General features: G+C 39.3%; 20 protein-coding genes. 2 read left to right on the plus strand and 18 right to left on the minus strand.

Annotated features, from left to right (window positions below):
* Positions 1–29: 29 nt before the first annotated feature.
* The 9 genes from C1A12_RS11465 to C1A12_RS11505 all read right to left on the minus strand — a co-directional run bounded on the left by C1A12_RS11465 (position 30) and on the right by C1A12_RS11505 (position 7,256).
* On the minus strand, positions 30–902 hold the full coding sequence (locus C1A12_RS11465; protein WP_101844013.1) for a S1 RNA-binding domain-containing protein: 873 nt from the start codon (positions 900–902) through the stop codon (positions 30–32).
* Positions 895–1,914, minus strand: a complete 1,020-nt coding sequence (locus tag C1A12_RS11470; protein ID WP_101844014.1) for an LLM class flavin-dependent oxidoreductase — start codon at positions 1,912–1,914, stop codon at positions 895–897. The genes C1A12_RS11465 and C1A12_RS11470 overlap by 8 nt, the downstream gene beginning before the upstream one ends.
* Positions 1,915–1,947: 33 nt before the next feature.
* Complete coding sequence (locus tag C1A12_RS11475) at positions 1,948–2,328, minus strand: PadR family transcriptional regulator (RefSeq protein WP_101844015.1); 381 nt, start codon at positions 2,326–2,328, stop codon at positions 1,948–1,950.
* 120 nt (positions 2,329–2,448) lie between these two features.
* Complete coding sequence (locus tag C1A12_RS11480) at positions 2,449–2,898, minus strand: topology modulation protein (protein ID WP_200816586.1); 450 nt, start codon at positions 2,896–2,898, stop codon at positions 2,449–2,451.
* 242 nt (positions 2,899–3,140) lie between these two features.
* Positions 3,141–3,992, minus strand: a complete 852-nt coding sequence (locus tag C1A12_RS11485) for a LysM peptidoglycan-binding and 3D domain-containing protein (protein ID WP_101844016.1) — start codon at positions 3,990–3,992, stop codon at positions 3,141–3,143.
* A 302-nt stretch (positions 3,993–4,294) separates the two neighbouring features.
* Positions 4,295–5,914: an ABC-F family ATP-binding cassette domain-containing protein gene (locus tag C1A12_RS11490; protein ID WP_101844017.1), complete on the minus strand. Its 1,620-nt coding sequence runs from the start codon at positions 5,912–5,914 to the stop codon at positions 4,295–4,297.
* Between the two features lie 124 nt (positions 5,915–6,038).
* A complete protein-coding gene (locus tag C1A12_RS11495; protein ID WP_101844018.1) occupies positions 6,039–6,248 on the minus strand; it encodes a cold-shock protein in 210 nt (69 codons plus the stop codon).
* 75 nt (positions 6,249–6,323) lie between these two features.
* On the minus strand, positions 6,324–6,524 hold the full coding sequence (locus tag C1A12_RS11500) for a cold-shock protein (RefSeq protein WP_101844019.1): 201 nt from the start codon (positions 6,522–6,524) through the stop codon (positions 6,324–6,326).
* Between the two features lie 240 nt (positions 6,525–6,764).
* A complete protein-coding gene (locus C1A12_RS11505; protein WP_373420443.1) occupies positions 6,765–7,256 on the minus strand; it encodes a superoxide dismutase family protein in 492 nt (163 codons plus the stop codon).
* Positions 7,257–7,386: 130 nt separating this feature from the next.
* Here C1A12_RS11505 and C1A12_RS11510 point away from each other — a divergent pair, with 130 nt between their 5' ends.
* Positions 7,387–8,088: a SurA N-terminal domain-containing protein gene (locus C1A12_RS11510; protein ID WP_159462187.1), complete on the plus strand. Its 702-nt coding sequence runs from the start codon at positions 7,387–7,389 to the stop codon at positions 8,086–8,088.
* A gap of 213 nt (positions 8,089–8,301) precedes the next feature.
* Here C1A12_RS11510 and C1A12_RS11515 read toward each other — a convergent pair whose 3' ends face one another.
* A complete protein-coding gene (locus C1A12_RS11515) occupies positions 8,302–11,928 on the minus strand; it encodes a dynamin family protein (RefSeq protein WP_101844022.1) in 3,627 nt (1,208 codons plus the stop codon).
* 170 nt (positions 11,929–12,098) lie between these two features.
* The gene (locus tag C1A12_RS11520) at positions 12,099–13,079 is read right to left on the minus strand and encodes a P1 family peptidase (protein ID WP_101844023.1); all 981 of its coding nucleotides are present in this window, start codon (positions 13,077–13,079) and stop codon (positions 12,099–12,101) included.
* 64 nt (positions 13,080–13,143) lie between these two features.
* On the opposite strand from C1A12_RS11520, the gene C1A12_RS11525 reads away from it, so the two are divergent.
* The gene (locus C1A12_RS11525; RefSeq protein ID WP_101844024.1) at positions 13,144–13,419 is read left to right on the plus strand and encodes an acylphosphatase; all 276 of its coding nucleotides are present in this window, start codon (positions 13,144–13,146) and stop codon (positions 13,417–13,419) included.
* A 37-nt stretch (positions 13,420–13,456) separates the two neighbouring features.
* Here the strand turns inward: C1A12_RS11525 and C1A12_RS11530 are convergent, their stop codons facing one another.
* The 7 genes from C1A12_RS11530 to msrB all read right to left on the minus strand — a co-directional run bounded on the left by C1A12_RS11530 (position 13,457) and on the right by msrB (position 18,160).
* A complete protein-coding gene (locus tag C1A12_RS11530; protein WP_101844025.1) occupies positions 13,457–14,197 on the minus strand; it encodes an SDR family oxidoreductase in 741 nt (246 codons plus the stop codon).
* A 174-nt stretch (positions 14,198–14,371) separates the two neighbouring features.
* A complete protein-coding gene (locus tag C1A12_RS11535; RefSeq protein WP_079530064.1) occupies positions 14,372–14,611 on the minus strand; it encodes a ferredoxin family protein in 240 nt (79 codons plus the stop codon).
* Between the two features lie 131 nt (positions 14,612–14,742).
* Positions 14,743–15,288 carry a histidine phosphatase family protein gene (locus tag C1A12_RS11540; RefSeq protein ID WP_101844026.1) on the minus strand — a complete coding sequence of 182 codons (546 nt, stop codon included), beginning with the start codon at positions 15,286–15,288 and terminating at the stop codon, positions 14,743–14,745.
* A 210-nt stretch (positions 15,289–15,498) separates the two neighbouring features.
* Positions 15,499–15,702 (minus strand): DUF6501 family protein, encoded by a 204-nt coding sequence (locus C1A12_RS11545; RefSeq protein WP_101844027.1) that lies wholly within the window; start codon positions 15,700–15,702, stop codon positions 15,499–15,501.
* A 53-nt stretch (positions 15,703–15,755) separates the two neighbouring features.
* Positions 15,756–16,370, minus strand: coding sequence for an alpha/beta hydrolase (locus C1A12_RS11550; RefSeq protein ID WP_101844028.1), 615 nt, complete (start codon positions 16,368–16,370; stop codon positions 15,756–15,758).
* 173 nt (positions 16,371–16,543) lie between these two features.
* The gene (locus C1A12_RS11555) at positions 16,544–17,116 is read right to left on the minus strand and encodes a TetR/AcrR family transcriptional regulator (protein ID WP_101844029.1); all 573 of its coding nucleotides are present in this window, start codon (positions 17,114–17,116) and stop codon (positions 16,544–16,546) included.
* 84 nt (positions 17,117–17,200) lie between these two features.
* Positions 17,201–18,160 (minus strand): peptide-methionine (R)-S-oxide reductase MsrB, encoded by a 960-nt coding sequence (msrB, locus tag C1A12_RS11560; RefSeq protein ID WP_101844030.1) that lies wholly within the window; start codon positions 18,158–18,160, stop codon positions 17,201–17,203.
* Positions 18,161–18,224 lie beyond the last annotated feature (64 nt).

An 18,224-nucleotide genomic window follows, 5' to 3' on the forward strand; every position in this document is an offset into this window, starting at 1 on the left:
AAACCCCGTAAATGTCGAACTACGGAGTTTTAACTATCAGGCTCATCATGACGAATCAGCGTTTTGCCCTCTGATTGAATGACTTTTCTTTCTTTCATCAGCGTTCCTATTGCTCGTTTAAATGCGGCTTTACTAATATGGAATGTATCTCTAATTTCCTCTGGTGAACTTTTGTCGGTTATATTCATTACCCCATCGTTTTCCTGTAAGTAATTGTAAATGACTTCTGCATCATCTTTCATAACTTCTTGTTTGAGAGGCCGCAGTGAAATGTTAATGGTACCATCCTCTTTTACATCAATTACCCGGCCTTCAACGGTTTCACCTAATCGGGGCTCTTTAGTTCGTTCGAAAGGATGTAAAAACGCCCTGTATCCTTCTTCGGTTAAAAGAAAAGAGCCTGCTTTGGTCGAACGGTATACTCTTGCGGTAATCATTTCATGCAGCAGAGATTGAGGAGCTCTCTCTAAATCCTCCAACACTTCACTTTCAGAAATAGGCTCAGCAAACACCCTTCCCTTCTTATCTTTCTCAAGGCTAACAAATAAATAGTCGCCTTCTTTTGGCCAGACTGATTTTTTGTAAGGAAGGTTATCCTTTGAGACGAGAAAAGCTTTATCCAGACTTATGTCAACGAAAGCTCCTAAATTCGGGACTACTTCTTCTACTTCTGCCCATCCATAAGAATTTAAAGTCACTTCAGGTATAGATGTGGTCGCTATTACTTCTTTACTGCGATTCATATATATAAATACGTCAAGAGGCTCTCCAAGTTGATTAATTTCAAACTCTAATTGGTCGTTAGGTAATAAAACTTCATCTCTTCCGTCTGTTAGTATAAATCCTTCTGCTTTCTTTTTGATTGGTTTTAATTCCTGAACGGTTCCAATATACTTATTCATTCTCCGACCTACTTTCCCTCATGTTAAAATAATCTGCAATTAACTTATAAGATTTTTTCTTCGCTTCAAAATCAAAAATATTCGTAATGATGATCATCTCGTCCGTATCATAACGGGCGCTTAATTCCATAAGTCCTTTATAGACTGACTCTGGATCCCCAATTATACACCTTCTGCGATTATACTTGATTTTTTTCAATTGTGCCTCATTCAGCTGCAGGCTTTTCACTTCCTTGATGGAGGGAATCCTGGTCTCTACACCCTTCTCTACACGCAATAACCATAAGTCCTGACTGGCAGCTAACTCTTCAGCCTTTTCGCTTGTATCCGCGCAGACTACAAATACACAGGCATTCACTTCAGGTACATGTTTATCATAAGAAGGTTTAAATTTCTTGCGGTAAGAATTGATTGCTTCTTCAGCTTCATCAGGACTAATAAAGTGACCAAATGTAAAACCAGTACCATTAAGAGCAGCATGCCTTGCTCCTCTCTCAGTAATCCCAAGCACCCATAATTCAGGGTTAGTCACCGTATGAGGTTTCGCTGAAACACCATAATAAGAATGGTTTTTGGGAATAGTTCCATGCAGAAATTGCTGCAACTCTTTTACTTGTCTTGAAAATGAACTTAGCGGTTTATCATGTCCATCATTTAAGGCGGCCCTCGTCTTTCTTCCGCCTCCTGGTGAACGACCTAACCCGAGGTCAATTCGTTGAGGGAATAAAGCTTCTAATACTTTAAAATTTTCAGCTACTTTAAGAGGGCTATACTGGGGTAACAATACCCCGCCTGATCCCACTCTAATTGACCGGGTTTGGGAAGCGATTCTGGTGATCAAGACCTCCGGCGAACTGCTGGCCAATCCATTTGTGTTATGATGCTCAGCAACCCAGAACCTGTGATATCCTAATGATTCAGCATATGATGCCAGTTCTATCGTATGATTTAATGCATCTTCAGCACTCTCGCCTTGCGAAATTGGACTTTGATCTAATATACTTAATTTCATTGTACAGTCCTTCCTTAGAGTTGAGAAATATAATTAGCGGTATACGTCCTTCATGATTTGATTTAATATCATAAGCTGTTCTTCAAATAATATTTTATATCTTTTTTTTAAAACATCAAATTCTTCTTTTCCAGCATCTGTTAGGTAGTACCAATATACTTTTTGTCTTTTTTTATCGTGTGACTTGTAATCTTCTTTTCGATAGAGTAACCCTTCTTCTGTCATTTCATGCAGGGTATCAAGTAAGGTTGAAGGTGCTGGAATCCAGTTTTTAGTCAATTTTTGAAATTCCTTTTTGAAATGTTCGCTGATCATTGGTTGACTTACCTGAAGCAGGTGCATAATATAAAACTTGGTAAACTGCGCTGCACTCATATTTAATGCAAATCTCTTTGGATTGTTTTTATGAGACAAGGCTACCCCTCCCACTCTTTTATTCTATTTTACAATAAATAGAGATGGGTTTGTCTAATGATAAGTACATTTGTTCGGTTATTTATTGATTGGTTTTGGTTTTTGTGTTCGGAGTTGCTACTAAGTATTAAGAGAGATTATTTGATTTACTAATTTGTCGGTGCCTTGTTTATTTTTTATCAGAAAAATTTGAGCGTGCCTGCATTGATCAAAGGTGTTTTTTATAATTTTATCTCTCCGTTGATTTGGAAACTGCCAAATATAGCTTAAAAATTCGATGTTCATTCGGTCTGGACAACCCGGTCCCAGGTCCTCTCTAATTGTTCCCCGATATTTCATCCATCGTTTCAACGCTCTGTATATGCATAAGTAACGATTCATATCAAGAAATATAACCGTATCTGCGGTTTTCAACCTTTTCTCCCAGACAGAACTATAATTACCTTCTATAATCCAGGAAGATTTTTTAAGATGAATTTCCTGTTTAGCAAGTAACTCCTCCGGGGTAGACTGTAACCAACCAGGCTTCCAAAATAAAGTATCCATATGTACGACTTCAATCTGTAACACTGCTCCTAATTGTCTAGCTAGTGTAGACTTTCCGGAACCTGCCGAACCTAATATCGCAATTTTATTAAATATTCCAAACCCTCCATTCTACGTTGATGTAAACTTATATTCTAGCAATATTCCACATAATTCTAAAGAATTTTTTATTATTATGAAACGGAATTATCCTCTCAATCGTCTAATAATTAACAAATAAAAAAGCCCGCTATTGTGGGGGCAATAGCAGGCTTTTGATTTAATTTCTATTCGCTTAATACTTGAACTTTTACATTTTGGCGTCCGAAGTCAAGTGCTTCGCCACGGTCAGCCATGTAAAGATCAACCTTGTTACCTTGGATCGCACCGCCAGTATCTCCGGCAATTGCTGTTCCATAACCTTCTACATGAACTTTAGAACCCAATGGAATAACGCTTGGATCAACCGCAATTACCTTTTGATCAGGATTTGCTTTTAGGTCAATGCCAGTTGCTGTTACTCCACTGCATCCTGTGCAGTCTGCTGTATAAGCGGTAGCTTCTACATTAACTTCTTTAATTACATCGTTACTGGTGTCACCTGATTCATTTTCAGAGCTGTTTGATTGTTCTTCTGAACTGCTTGAGTCTTCAGATGTACCAGCTTCAGCAGATGTTTGTTCAACTTCTTCTGTTGATTCTTGGCTTGATTCGTTAGAAGTATCTTCCTTTGGTTCTGAAGCTTCTTCTTTTTCAGGAGCTTCAGTGGAAGCCTCGCCGCTAACAGACAGCTCGTCACCAGGATAGATCATTGAATCAGATAATCCATTCCAGTTCTTAAGGTTGTCCACAGTCACGTTAAATTCCTGACCAATTTTATAAAGAGTGTCACCAGATTCTACTGTGTACGTTTCTTTCTGTTGTTCTACGTCAGAAACTTTTAGTGACTGATCTGTTACGATTAAATCTGAGTCCAGGTTGTTTAGTTCTTTAAGTTTATCAACAGATACTCCTTTTTCTTCTGAAATGCTCCAAAGAGTATCACCTTTGTTTACTTTATATTCGTCGGCACTTACGCCAGTTGCAAATGCACCTGTAAGTGCTGCGGTAGCTGCTAATGAGAAAGCTGTTTTTTTCATTCGTTGAGTCCTCCTCGATAATTGAATGTGTTTGAATTAACCACAATTACAAGATTAACAGATTCTCTATAAAAATTAAGAACAAACTGCTAACAGTTTGTTTTCAACTGTGACGCTTACTTTTCAGTGAGTTTACAAAATGGTGCTTTTTTCTTACTTATCTACAAATTAACCCATGCTGATCGCTTGTTTTGTCGTATCCTGCGTAAATTATTCATCGATGCAATAGGTATTTTTCAATAATTCTATAAAAAAACAAGAGCCGGCTCTAAATAGAGTCCGGCTCTTGTTTTCTAATATTATTAACGTAGAGATGCAAGCTGTTTTTGAACTTCAGGATCCTGCAAATACTCATCATACGACAATTCTTTATCGATAATTCCACCGTTTGATGTAATTTCAATAATTCGGTTCGCAATCGTCTGTATAAATTCATGGTCGTGGGAGGCAAACAGAATGGAACCCTTGAAGTTAATCAATCCTTTGTTTAAAGACGTGATGGACTCTAAATCCAGGTGGTTGGTCGGTTCATCCAATAACAAAACATTTGCACCGGAAAGCATCATTTTAGAAAGCATACATCTTACTTTCTCGCCGCCGGATAGGACGTCTGGTTTTTTTAATGCTTCTTCGCCAGAGAATAACATCCTTCCTAAAAAGCTGCGTAGAAAGGTTTCTGTCTCATCTTCCGGTGAATATTGGCGCAGCCACTCGACCAGATTGATATCAGAACGCTCAAAATAGGCGGAGTTGTCTTTTGGGAAATAGCTTTGAGAGGTTGTTACTCCCCATTTATACGTCCCTTCATCAGGCTCCACCTCACCCATTAATATTTGGAATAAAGTAGTTTTTGCTACTTCATTGCTCCCTACAAGGGCAATTTTATCATCTTTGTTCATGGTGAAACTGACGTTATCTAATACCTTTACTCCATCCACCGTTTTAGACAGGTTTTTTACCGTTAGCAAATCATTCCCGATTTCCCGGTTTGCCTTAAAAGCTATATAAGGATATTTACGGGAGGAAGGCTGTATATCATCAAGAGTGATTTTATCTAAAAGCTTCTTACGGGAGGTGGCTTGCTTCGACTTCGAAGCATTTGCACTGAATCGCGCAATAAACTCTTTTAGATCTTTAATTTTTTCTTCTTTTTTCTTATTTTGTTCTTCAGCCATTTTTTGTGCAAGCTGGCTGGACTCATACCAGAAATCATAGTTTCCGACATACACTTGAATTTTTCCAAAATCCAGGTCAGCAATATGAGTACATACGTTATTTAAGAAATGACGGTCGTGTGAAACGACAATAACCGTGTTTTCAAAATCAATTAAGAAATCTTCAAGCCATTGGATTGCTTTGATATCCAGGTGGTTTGTCGGCTCATCAAGCAGTAATACATCAGGGTTACCGAATAAGGCCTGTGCCAGGAGTACCTTTACTTTTTCCGCGCCGCCCAGCTCATTCATTTTCTTATCGTGTAATTCTTCAGTAACCCCCAACCCGGTAAGCAGTCGGGCAGCTTCTGATTCAGCTTCCCAACCATTCATTTCGGCAAACTCACCTTCTAGTTCTGCTGCTCGCATGCCATCTTCTTCCGTAAAGTCACCCTTCATGTAAATCGCGTCTTTCTCCTGCATTACTTCATATAAACGTTGATACCCCATTATTACCGTTTGAAGAACCTGATATTCATCATATTCGAAATGGTTTTGTTTAAGCACGGCCAGACGCTGGTCATTTTTAAGTGATACGTCTCCTGTCTGCGGCTCAATTTCACCACTCAATATTTTTAAAAAAGTAGACTTACCTGCGCCATTAGCCCCAATTAGACCGTAGCAGTTACCAGGTGTGAATTTTATATTAACGTCTTCAAATAATTTCTGATCTCCAAATCGAAGACTCACATTCGTAACATTTAACATTTAAAATCCTCCCGTACCTAAGTGTATAACATTAAAATTATACCATCCATTATGTCCATCGGATAGGTCTTTCTATTACAATTTCCTGCTGATCCGAAAAAAAGAACCCTTTAAAAGGGCTCTTTTATTTTTCTTTATAATATAAACTATTGTTGTTGACAACTTGAAGGACTTTACTCTCTTCTTTCATTTCACTTGAACACATTGGACAAATTGCTTCTTCTTCTGTTCTGAAATTATCTCTCATCCAACAATTACAATTCTCGGATGTACATACCCAAATTTTTGTTTCTTCCTCTACAACTTCATCCTGGTTCTTTTTACCGAATGCCATTTCGTTGAAACCTCCTTTGGACATGCCCAGTATGTAAAAGAGACTGACTAGCTTTAAGTCAGTCTCTTTTCGTACTTATAATTTAACTACATTAGCGGCTTGTGGTCCGCGGTCGCCTTCTGTAATTTCGAATTCTACACTTTGACCTTCTTCAAGAGATTTGAAACCTTCTTCTTGAATTGCGCTGAAGTGAACGAATACATCGTCTCCACCTTCAACTTCGATAAATCCGAATCCTTTTTCAGCGTTAAACCATTTTACTGTACCAGTTTTCATAAAAATGGGTCCTCCAATATTTCTAAAAATTAATATGTGTTCCATGTGCCATGAAAAAAATCACATATTATAAAAAGTACCAAACAAAATTGATAACCCTTTATAATAAGTGATTAGGAGTTAATCATGGAATGGTTCCCTTTTTATATACATTTATAACTATACATGATATTTGCCTAGTCGTCAAGTTTTTATCAAATTTATCTCTTTTAATACGCTAAGTATCCTTAGCGTATTACTTTACAGCCTTTCAATAACACCACACGCGATACGAAGCCCTGAATCACCACTGGGCTGCGTTTGGTAATCATCCGGGCCCTGGTGGATAATAACTGCTTTTCCTATAATATCATTTACTTCAAATCGATCAGTAAAAAAAATCATTCGTGCTCTTCCCTCATTAGAAAACAATACAGGGAAGTCGCCGGCATGGTTTCCGTGAGGCTGCTTTGTTGGATTCCAATGTTCGCCGGCCGTCTCAAATGGTTTCTCTCCATTACCAACCTCACATACACCTTTTTCATGAATATGAAATCCATGCGGTCCGATTTGAGATCCATTCTTCACTTCAAAGTCAGGAAGCCCTTCAACTTGTACAATTACTTCTACTCCGTAGGGCTGCTGAATAAAGTCAACTGTTCCACTTAGTTCCGGTGCCAATGGGCTGCTGCGAAAAAAAGCTGTGGCTCTTTCTCCATGTACTGCTCTTGATTGATAATATATTGGTTCCACGATAATCCCCTCCCTGTACACTAATTTTATGTAAATAATGTGGAAATATAACTCAAGAGTTTTACTTAAAATACGCAGTTGTGCTAAAATCCGTATAATGCTTAACGAGGAAAAAGGAGTGATTGCATACATGAGAAAAGATTTAATTTCTGTATTACTTCTAGTTTTCACCCTATGCGGCCTGGCTGCTTGCTCTCAAGAGGAGAAGGCTGAAGGTGGTACGACGAAGGAAAATCAAACCGAATCATCCTCCGCTGATGGTAATGAGGAAGAAGGGCCGGTGGCAATCGTTAACGGTAAAGAATTATCGAGAGAAGATTTTGACCAGCAGCTCTCGAATGCTGAACAGCAATATGAATCCAGAGGGATTGATATGGAAGGCCAGGAAGATCAGGTCCATCAGAGTGTTGTTGATGAAATGATCGGGATGGAGCTGCTTCAGCAAGAAGCTGAAAATGAAGGGTTTGAAGCTTCACAGGAAGAAATAGATCAACGTTATGAGGAATTTACTTCCCAGTTTGAAAGTAAAGAAGCTCAAGAAGAAGCTTTTGAAGAAACTGGGCTCGATGAAGAAACCGTACGAGATGAACTTGAGAGCAGCATCATGATTAACAAATATGTAGACGAAGCAATAGAAGAAGTAGAAGTTTCAGAAGAAGAGATAGAAGAACAATATGATGCAATGAGTGAAGAACAAGGTGAAGATGCTCCAGGCTACGATGAAGCGAGGGAACAGATTGAACAGCAGTTAATCTCTCAGAAGGAAAGTGACCAGGTAAATGAGCTCATTGACAGTCTTCGTGATGAGGCTGATATAGAAGTCATGATTTAATGGATACAAAAAAATTTGCATGGCTGAAGGTAGTGTCCAATCATTAATTTCATATTTGGCTAATCGTAGGAAAGGATTGGGACAAAACTGAATAAAGCATAAAATAACCCGAACGATTTCTTTGAAATCAGTTCGGATTATTTATGTGCCAAGAAAGGAGTTTTACCTTTGCTCTGCCAAAATCTTTATGTTGCTCTTATGTTTCAGCCTTTTTTAAATCACTTGATTTAACTGAATAAGCCTCTCCTGTAAATCTTCACTGTTTATTTCGGATTCCAGGCTGATTCTTTGATTTTCATAATACTGGTTAATTTCTTTTATCCATTCAGCCTTCATGGCTTTAGAACGTTCCTCGTATAATTTACTGGAATGTGCGACTAAACAATCAAATGAATCTGTTATCGACTTTTTTAATGGTTCAGAGAGGGTTGAGGCTATTTCATCCCTCATCCGCTCCTTTTCATTTCCTTCAAAAAATGACTTTGTTCCTTTAAACCACTTTATACTTTTATTCACCGTAGCCAGCGGCACCTCCACACTCTTTTTAAACTGCAGAGTTTCCCCTTCATTTCCTTCCGAGACGGTTTCATTTAATAGAAAAGAAGGTTCAAGCTTACTTATTTCCGTTTGGGTTTCTTCTCTGTTTTGCACTGCTAATTCTTCGACAAACCCTTCCATACGTAACGAGATAGCTCTTAACTCCTGATTCATTTCAAATTCAATTTCTTCAAGCAGCGGCAATATTGCTTCCTTCAGCAATTCTTTTGATTGACTGAGTGTTCCACTTACAACTGAAGGATTAATATGATCTTTGAAATAATCATTAAAATTAAGCATCATTCGTTCATGAGCATAATACAACTGCTTTTCTGTTTTTTGTTCAATTTGTTTATAAGCCCGGTTCTTTCTCTGCTTATGAACAACCGATAATAACTGATCGCAGGTATGCCGCAGTTTATCTAATTGTTCGTCTTTTTCCTGTTGACTTAATGAAGCATTTTGAATATAAGATTGCAATGTTTCAGAAGCATAATTTAGGTCCTTTTGAATGGAATGCTTTAATACACTGGTTAATTCATCTTTTAAGAAACGCTCGAATTTTTCTTCAAATAATGAAAAGCCGGGGGAGCCATTTGTTTTATTGGCTAACTTATCTTCTAAAGCTTCCAAACTCGACAGTGAGTACAGCCTTGGGTGTCGGATTTGAAAAGAATGAAGCTGCTGTAAAACGTAGTCTTCTACCTGCAATTTCTCTTCATTTGAGGCTGCCAAATCCGCCGCATTAATTATAAAAAACATCTTATCCATGGAAAAAGCGTCTTTTACCCGGCCCAGCTGTTTTAAGAAGGAAGCATCAGGTCTGGAAAAAGGGTGATTAAAGTAAGTGACAAATAGTACGGCGTCAGCACTCTTAATGTACTCAAACGAAACGTCTGTGTGACGAGCGTTTACCGAATCAGCACCAGGAGTATCCACTAACGTTATGCCTTTTTGAGTCCAGTCGCAATCATAATAAATCTCCACCCATTCGATAAAACAGGATGTCTCTTCTTGTGACACAAACGAAGAAAGCTCGTCCCATGGTATTGTCATTTCCCTGCCAACGTCCTGTTTCATAGTCGGATAACCATTTACAAATGCACTTATAAAGGATTTCTTTTGGTGAACCAGCTTTTCGAGCTGCTCATTACTCCACTCACTAATGGAAGCATACGCCTCCTCCAGCGTTTGATAATGTTCCTGACGATCACTCGCAGCATAGTACAGGTCTTCCAGTAATTCGGATTCTGACTTCACCTTTACCAATATTGTTCGATGACTGTGCTCGTACGTAGGAGGTGAAATTTTATTGATTGTCGCCGTTGTAGGATTGGGGGACACCGGTAATACATTCTCTCCAAGCAATGCATTCGCAAATGAAGACTTCCCCGCGCTGAAGGCCCCGAACAAAGCAATCGTATACTGTTTATTTAACAATCGCTGCTGTTTCTCTTCCAACTGCTCTATTAGTGAAGAAAAACCAGGAATATTCTCAAGGATACTGCCGACCTGTGATACCTTAGCAGCTAACTTATCAGCATCAACCGCTCCCTCCGCCTGCGAGTTGACAGGCGTTTTTTCTTGTATATGAGAAGGAGCTGTTACATCAGCCTTTATCTCTTCAGGTTCCACATCAATAATTTGACCTTTTCGTTTATTTACAGCTTCGCGCAGTTTCTCGATGCTGCCTGGATCATATTCATTAGATTGAGGAATACGCAGGAGCGAAAACTTATAATTGGAAACTAATTCTTCAATCTCTAATTGCTTGTTTTTCACCTTTTCCTTCTGTTCCAAGGCATTTAGCAGTTCATAATGACGATCAGCCTCCTGCTCCATTTCCGAAGACATCTCGTCTTTAAGTATCTCCCACCATTCTTGCATCTCTAAGCGGAAATGCTTTTGAATATCTTTGGCCAGCTGATCAGTATATCGTAGAATATAATCTCCAGTTACTGAAGCTCCCTGTTCGATTAACATAGATATCCGCTCACTTGCGGGATAATTAAATGTTAGTTTTTGTACTTTGGCCAGCAGTTCCTCTTCGGTAATGTTGTAATTATGCATAAACTCACTAAGACGCTCCTTTAGAGGCCACAGTAAGTTTTTTTCAGCGGTTTCCGTTAATACCTGGTAAAACTCTTGTTTTCTTATTTTTCTTTCCTCTTCTGTTTTCTTTTTCGAAAAAAGAAGACCTACCTTAAATCCTGTCTGCTCCGATTCTAAATAAGCCTCTGCTTTCTCTCTAACGTGACTAGGCATTAAATAAGCATTGCCGATAAATTTCTTTATGCGTTTATCAAATTGGTCCTTTGCCTCATGCAGCTGGTTCTTCTGTCGGTCGTGGATTAAGGATACCGAGTCTGTTCCCTGTGGACTTTCCTCTTGAATAATACGTTCCAGGTTATTGAGTTCTTCTTCTAATTGATTAAGATCGGTTTCAAATTGTTCACGGTATTCTGTTACACACTCTTCAATAATCGCATACAAAGGTTCGGAGAATGGTTCATCTGATTTTTCAAAACCTTCATGAAAGCTCTTCGTCAGTTGATTTACCTGGCTGTATGGATGATCAGGCTCTTTTAAAGATGTAAAATAGGTTTCTTCAGGAAAAATCCCCCACAGTGCTAAGGAATCGCTTACACTGCTGGCGAAATCAGCAAAAGATAGTTCTTCCTCTCGATGTTTGTCTACTTGATTTATAATAAGTGAAAAAGGAATTTTTCGACTTTGCATTTCGAGCAGAAAGTTCAGGTTCACTTCGGACTGTACATGATTATAATCCATCACATAATACATGTGATCCATCAAGTGAAGAGAAGCTTCGGTGACAACTCGATCAGCATCGTTCGTCGAATCGACGCCGGGTGTATCAATGATTTTCACATTTTCAGGAATCGATGTAAGCGGACGACTTATTTCAATGGCTTTGATGGAATCACCATCTTTACACAATTCTTTTATGGTGTCTAAAGAGACAGATCCATTATATTTTTCTGGAGATTTACTATTAAAAAAAACTGTAGTATAAGATTCCCCTGATGAAAGTGTAACAACGTTCGCACTTGTAGGGATAGGACTGGAAGGAAGAATATCCTCTTTTGATAAATAGTTGATCATTGAAGATTTCCCGGCAGAAAAATGACCGGCAAATCCGATAATGATCTCGTTATTATCTATTTTTTCAGCTAGATCTAAAGCTTTTTGTGCAGGTAATGGATGGTTTTCCTGCACTGCAAGATAGGTATTTGCGATTTGCATAATCGCTGCTTGATTATTTTCTCTGGTGACCACAGACATCTGCTATTCTCCTTTTTTCGCGTTCGTTGATGTAACATATTATAGCAGAAACTCTCCTGCCCGTTAATGAAAGAGGCAGTTTAGAATTTTGAAGCTTCCCTACCATGCATTACCCTTTAAATGGTCAGTAAACTGCTTAAACACAATCGCTCAAGCGTAACTTCAGAATTTTACTTCACTCTATATTTTACATTTTGATAAGCTATTATTCCATGACTCCTTTTTGCCGCTTTTATTGCTTTTAAGACCGCCTGTTCCACTACATAAGGGTATAGAAAGCTTAAACTGTTTACATCAACTTCTACTTCCCCTGTGCTCAAAGAGAATAGTGTGTCTCCGTCTACAAAAGTATGAGAAGGAATCATCGTCCGTGCAAATCCATTGTGTGCCACATCACTTAGTTTGTTTGACTGCGCTTTAGTTAATGCTGCATTCGTAACGACCGTCCCAAGTGAGGTATTTTCACTAAAGCGGTTAGAAGGAGAAGCTGCCATTTGTTCAATTAAGACAGCTTCAGTCTTTCTATAGGTGTGTTCCTTTCGATCATATACACCCGCTAATCTTCTTTGAGAATAAGGGTCAATCACATCGCCAAAACAGTTCACGGCCACTACAGCCCCCACTTGCAGATCGTCCACTTGAACAGCAAAAGAGCCAACACCGCCTTTCATTGCGAATTGATCACCTGAAATTTTACCAACCACAGCTCCTGTTCCCACTCCGTAATTCCCGTTTGAGAAAGGTTTGTTTAAAAAGGCATTCTCACAGGCCTGTCTCCCCATATGAGAATCCGGCCTGACAGTAGATGAGCCGATCGTAAGGTCATATAAAATAGCTCCAGGTACAATCGGCACTTTTGCTGCCTGCGTCGTAAACCCTATGCCTCTGGCTTCCAGAGCCTCCATAATCCCGCCGCCAGCCTGAAGTCCATAGGCGCTGCCTCCAGCCATAAATACGGCATGAACGCTTTGAACCAGGTTTTCTGACTTTAAGAGATCCGTCTCTCTTGTGCCAGGCGCACCGCCTCTGACACTTACTCCCGCTACAGCACCTTCTTCAGCTAAGATCACTGTACATCCAGTTGCAGCTTCTTCATTTTGGGCATGACCAAATAGAAAGCCTGGTATCTCTGTAATGTTAATAGATCTCATTCAACCATCATCCTCATGTTTTTAATCCCATTAAAACGGTAAAATAAACGTAGGAGGTGTTCATATGCCACGAAAACATTTAGTATTTCACGGACAAGTTCAAGGAGTTGGATTCAGGGCTACCGCCCAATCATTGGCAAAACAATACAGCCTGACAGGATGGGTGAAAAATAAAAGTGACGGCACGGTAGAATTAGAAGCAGAAGGTCGTGATGAGGATCTTCACTCTTTCTATGAAGAAATCAATAATGGTCCGAGTCCGTTTATTAAAATTAATGCTGTCGATGAACAACACTTTGATGAAGAGAAAGGGCATAAGAAATTCAAGGTTCTATATTAAGGAAACCACACCGCATCATCAGTGAGGCGGTGTGGTTTTATTGTTGATGCATCGGGCGGACGATGAGTTCATTTACATTCACCCATTCTGGCTGGGTTACCGCATAAGCAACGGCTCTTGCAATATCTGCAGAGTTAAGCGGAGTCATCTCCCGGTTATTAAACATGTCGATCACATCTCCATCTGTTATATGCTCTGTGAGCTCTGTATCAACAGCACCAGGAGAAACATTGGTTACGCGAACACCTGACTTGGATAATTCTTTCTCCATACCCATAGACAGAGCTTTAACCGCATACTTGGTCGCACTATAAACGGTACTTGACGGAAACACTTCGTGACCGGCAACAGAAGAAACATTAACGATATGACCGGTTTTCTGTTCCAACATCTCGGGAAGTACCGCATGAACACCATACAAAACCCCTTTAATATTTACATCAACCATCTGCTCCCATTCATCGACGTGGCCATTCTTAAGGAAAGAAAGAAGCATTACTCCTGCGTTGTTTACATAAATATCAACCGTATTGAACTTATCTTTGGTCTGCTTTACGAGTTCTTCTACATCCGTCCGGTTCGTCACATCTGTTTCAACTACAGCGGTGCGCACCCCGTATTCATCTTCAATCTTCTCAGCAAGTTTCTGAAGTTTGTGCGCCCTTCTGGCGGCTAATACAACGTCAGCCCCCTCGTCGGCTAAATACTCTGCAATTGCTTTTCCTATTCCACTGCTTGCCCCTGTAATAATCGCTACTTTATTTGCAAGTTTCCCCAATGGCATACCCTCCCTGACTTTATACAATTTTATACCCGTTTCTACACTTCATTATTCACTTAGAAGAGAACTATTACCAGACGTGCCCTGAAATAAGTTACCTCTGACTCTCTTTAAAAGACATCAAAAAAGACCGCCTCTAAATTACGAAGCGGTCTTTACCCTATGTGTTCCTTACTGCTCTTCAAAAAACTTACGATTTAGCTCGATGTATTTGTTCTCTTCCTCGGGTACTTCATCCTCAATATAGATCGCCTCTACGGGACATACAGCTTCACAGGCACCACAATCGATGCAGATAGCCGGATCGATGTAGAACATATCTTTACCCTCTTCTATACAATCCACTGGACAAACGTCAACACATTCTCCAGCTTTCTCGTCTTTACAAGGGGAAGTAATTACAAAAGCCACGTGAATCTCCTCCTTCTCTAAAAAATAAAGATGCATATTAATGATATACACCTTTTATGGGCGCATAAACTAACCCTCTTTTATTATGATAACGACTAAATCGAAAAATCGCAATTCCTGCGGAAAAATATCTATTCCTGCCATATCCGTTCCACAGTATAATCCCCGCCCTGTTTCTGAACCAGGAAAATATCCGGGCGGGAAAGCCGTTTCCACTCATCAAATCCAAATTCTCTTTTATACTTTTGAAGGAGCAGGGCCAATAAATTCCCATGAGTCACAAGGATCACATTGCCAGGTTCATCTTCTAATTCCCCTACAAGAGAAAGGACTCGTTCTTTAGCTTCAGTGGAAGATTCTCCTCCCGCCATTTTTAAATCAGGATCTTTAAAGGTATCGTATAAAACTTCTTCCCAATCATCCAGTGGAGTATGACTTAATATCCTCTCTTCCAGTCTTTCATCCAATTCAACTTCAATCCTTTTTTTCTGAGCAAAAGGCTTAATGGTTTCTACCGATCTCAAAAAAGGACTTGAGATAATCCGATGAATATCGTAACCCGATTGTTCCAGAAAAGAAGAAAGCATTTGAGCTTGACGAACTCCAAGCTTGGTTAACGGTGAGTCTTCATGCTGGCCTTCAGTTTCACTGTGACGAACGAGTATCAATTTATCCATTTGTGACTCCCCCTTCAAACTATCACTTAATCTTATTATCAACGATATGACAGCCATTGACAAGAAGTGAAGAAAAGATTCCCTTAGAGAACAGCTTGATCACTCTCTTAATAAAGCGAAAAGAGCTTGACAGAAGCAGCCATTATCTATAAAAAAGCATAAAAAGATTTCTTCTCAAAAAAATAACTGAAGCGCAGAAACACGCCTCAGTTATTTTTCTTTAAAATAATTTTTGTAAAAACCACCGATTCTCCCAGAATTATCTTCCACAAAATAAAATTCTTCACTTTCATTTTTTACGTTATAGACTTTGCCAGGAGTTAACACATTATTCACTACGAATTTCTCAGCTTCATTGTGAACACACTCTACTTGTTTAATGGTTTTCGACTTTTCCCAGTTTTTATGAATCATAATCTTTCTTAAACCTCCTTACCTCCCTATACTACACGGATTAAAACCAAGTCTCAATTATTGCGGATATGGTTACGATACCAGGCGGAAGAAGCCGTTACTTCTTCTTCCGTTAGACGGTGTCCCATGCGCTCCCACTTCGTCTCTACAGAAGAACCTGCTTCTTCGAGAAGCTGTTTTAGATCTTCGGTTTCCTGAGCCGGACATATAGGATCGTTTTCCCCGGCACCTATAAACACAGGTGTATTAGTAAGATCCGGAAGTTCCACTCCTCTTCTCGGTACCATCGGGTGATAAAGGATTGCCGCTTTTAAGCTGTTTTCATAATGAAATAAAAGACTGCCGGCGATATTAGCTCCATTAGAATACCCAACAGCAATCACTTTTTCTCTTGAAAACCCATATGAATGTGATGCTTCTTCTAAGAAATCATTTAATTCACTTGTCCGAAAGAGTAAATCTTCTTCGTCAAAGACGCCTTCTCTCAATCGTTTAAAAAAGCGAGGCATACCGTTTTCAAGTACATTTCCCCGAACAGACAAAATAGCCGCCTCTGAATCAATCATTTGAGCTATCGGCATTAAGTCTTCCTCTGTACCCCCTGTTCCATGAAGAAGAAGTAATACATCACTGTCTTCTGTTTTACCTTCTTTAAATATATGCTTCATTTATCTTCCCTCCCTCCGAAAGTATACATAATATAATTTCGGTTAATTTAATCTCTAGAAGCTTAATTGAATTTTATCTTTAATTCGAGATATTGTCAAAACACACAACTATAAAAAACAGCCACTGGGAAAAAGATTTTTTTAATTAAAATCCCTTGCAGCATAAATTATCTCTAGCGCCTGGCTGCTCCATTTTCCAGCAAATGCATAAGCTGATCAGTCATAGCCTCTGTACCGATTTGGTGCTTGTGAGGATACAATATCGAGTGAAAGATAATATCGGCGATCAATTCTGAATCGACAGAGCCGCTCCATAAATCAGCAGATTTAGCTTCATTAATCCACTTTAAGATAATGGAATAGGTTCGCTCGTGTGCTTCGGATAATTGAGATTGATAATAGGAAGCCAGCTCCTTATCACTCGTCTGGATATCACGGATCATTCGTTCCACCTGGTGGATTTGAGCATGATCAAGCAGAGTGAATAAAAGAGATTTCAGTTTTTTATTCGGTATTAAATCAGAAGGAATGCTTTCAATCCGTTGATTCATTTCATCCATCACGCTGCGCAGATAAGCTGTTATTAATTGTTCTTTATTACGATAGTATTCATATAACGTACTTCTTCCTACTCCAAGCTTTTCGGACAGCTTTTTAAAATGAACGCCGTATATTCCATCTGAGCGTATTAATTCCCCGGTCGCTTGAAAAAGTTCAGATTGAGTTAATGATTTTTTTCTACCCATGCCGTTTTCTCCTCTTACACTTATTCAAACTTAGTATATCTTATTTTGTTCTATAAGATAAGCAGACTCGTCTGAGCCTGCTTTCTAGGAAAATAAATGGGTTAAATATCCGTAACCTCTATTCTCCAGTTCCTCTTTTGGGATAAATTCAAGAGAAGCCGAATTAATACAATATCGTAACCCGCCTTTATCCGACGGACCGTCTTCGAATACATGTCCGAGATGAGAATCAGCTTTATCACTTCTTACTTCTGTACGGATCATGCCATGGGTAGTATCTACATTTTCCTGAACGTTTTGTTTCTCAATCGGTTTCGTAAAGCTTGGCCAGCCGCATCCTGCATCGTATTTATCCCTGGAACTGAACAGCGGCTCTTTGGAAATAATATCTACATAAATACCTTCGCCTTCATAATCGTAAAACTCGTTTTGAAATGGACGTTCGGTACCATTTTCCTGGGTGACATGATATTGAATGTCAGACAATTGCTGTTTCAGCTGCTTTTTATCTTTATTAAGACCCCAGTGTTCTTTAATAAACCCTTCTCTTCCTGACCCTTTTTTGTACCTTTTATAATGAAAGGCATTTTTTTTGTGATAATCCTGATGCTTGTCTTCTGCTTTATAAAAGGTTTGTGCGGGAAGAATTTCCGTAGCAATCGGTAACTTAAACCTGCCTGATTCTTCTAGACTCTTCCTGCTTTCTTCCGCTATTTCTTTTTGCTGCTCATCATGGTAATAAATAGCTGTCTTATATGATTCTCCACGGTCGGCAAACTGCCCGCCTGCATCGGTAGGATCAATCTGCTGCCAGAAAATATCTACTAATCGTTCATATGGAAATATCTCTGGGTTATATTTAATTTGCACGGCCTCTCTGTGCCCTGTGGTTTCCGTAATAACAGTCATATACGTAGGGTTGTCCGTGTGACCTCCGGTATAGCCCGATTCAACCGATAGGATGCCGGGGCGTTCTTCAAATGGTTCAATCATACACCAAAAGCATCCTCCAGCAAAAGTAGCTATTTTATACTGTTCATTCATATGAGAACCTCCGTTATCATAATGGGTACGCTGCATGGTTCTTATTCTTGCTAAAATTAAATAA

It is taken from the genome of Halobacillus sp. Marseille-P3879 (genome assembly GCF_900240285.1).
Classification (GTDB): domain Bacteria; phylum Bacillota; class Bacilli; order Bacillales; family Halobacillaceae; genus Halobacillus_A.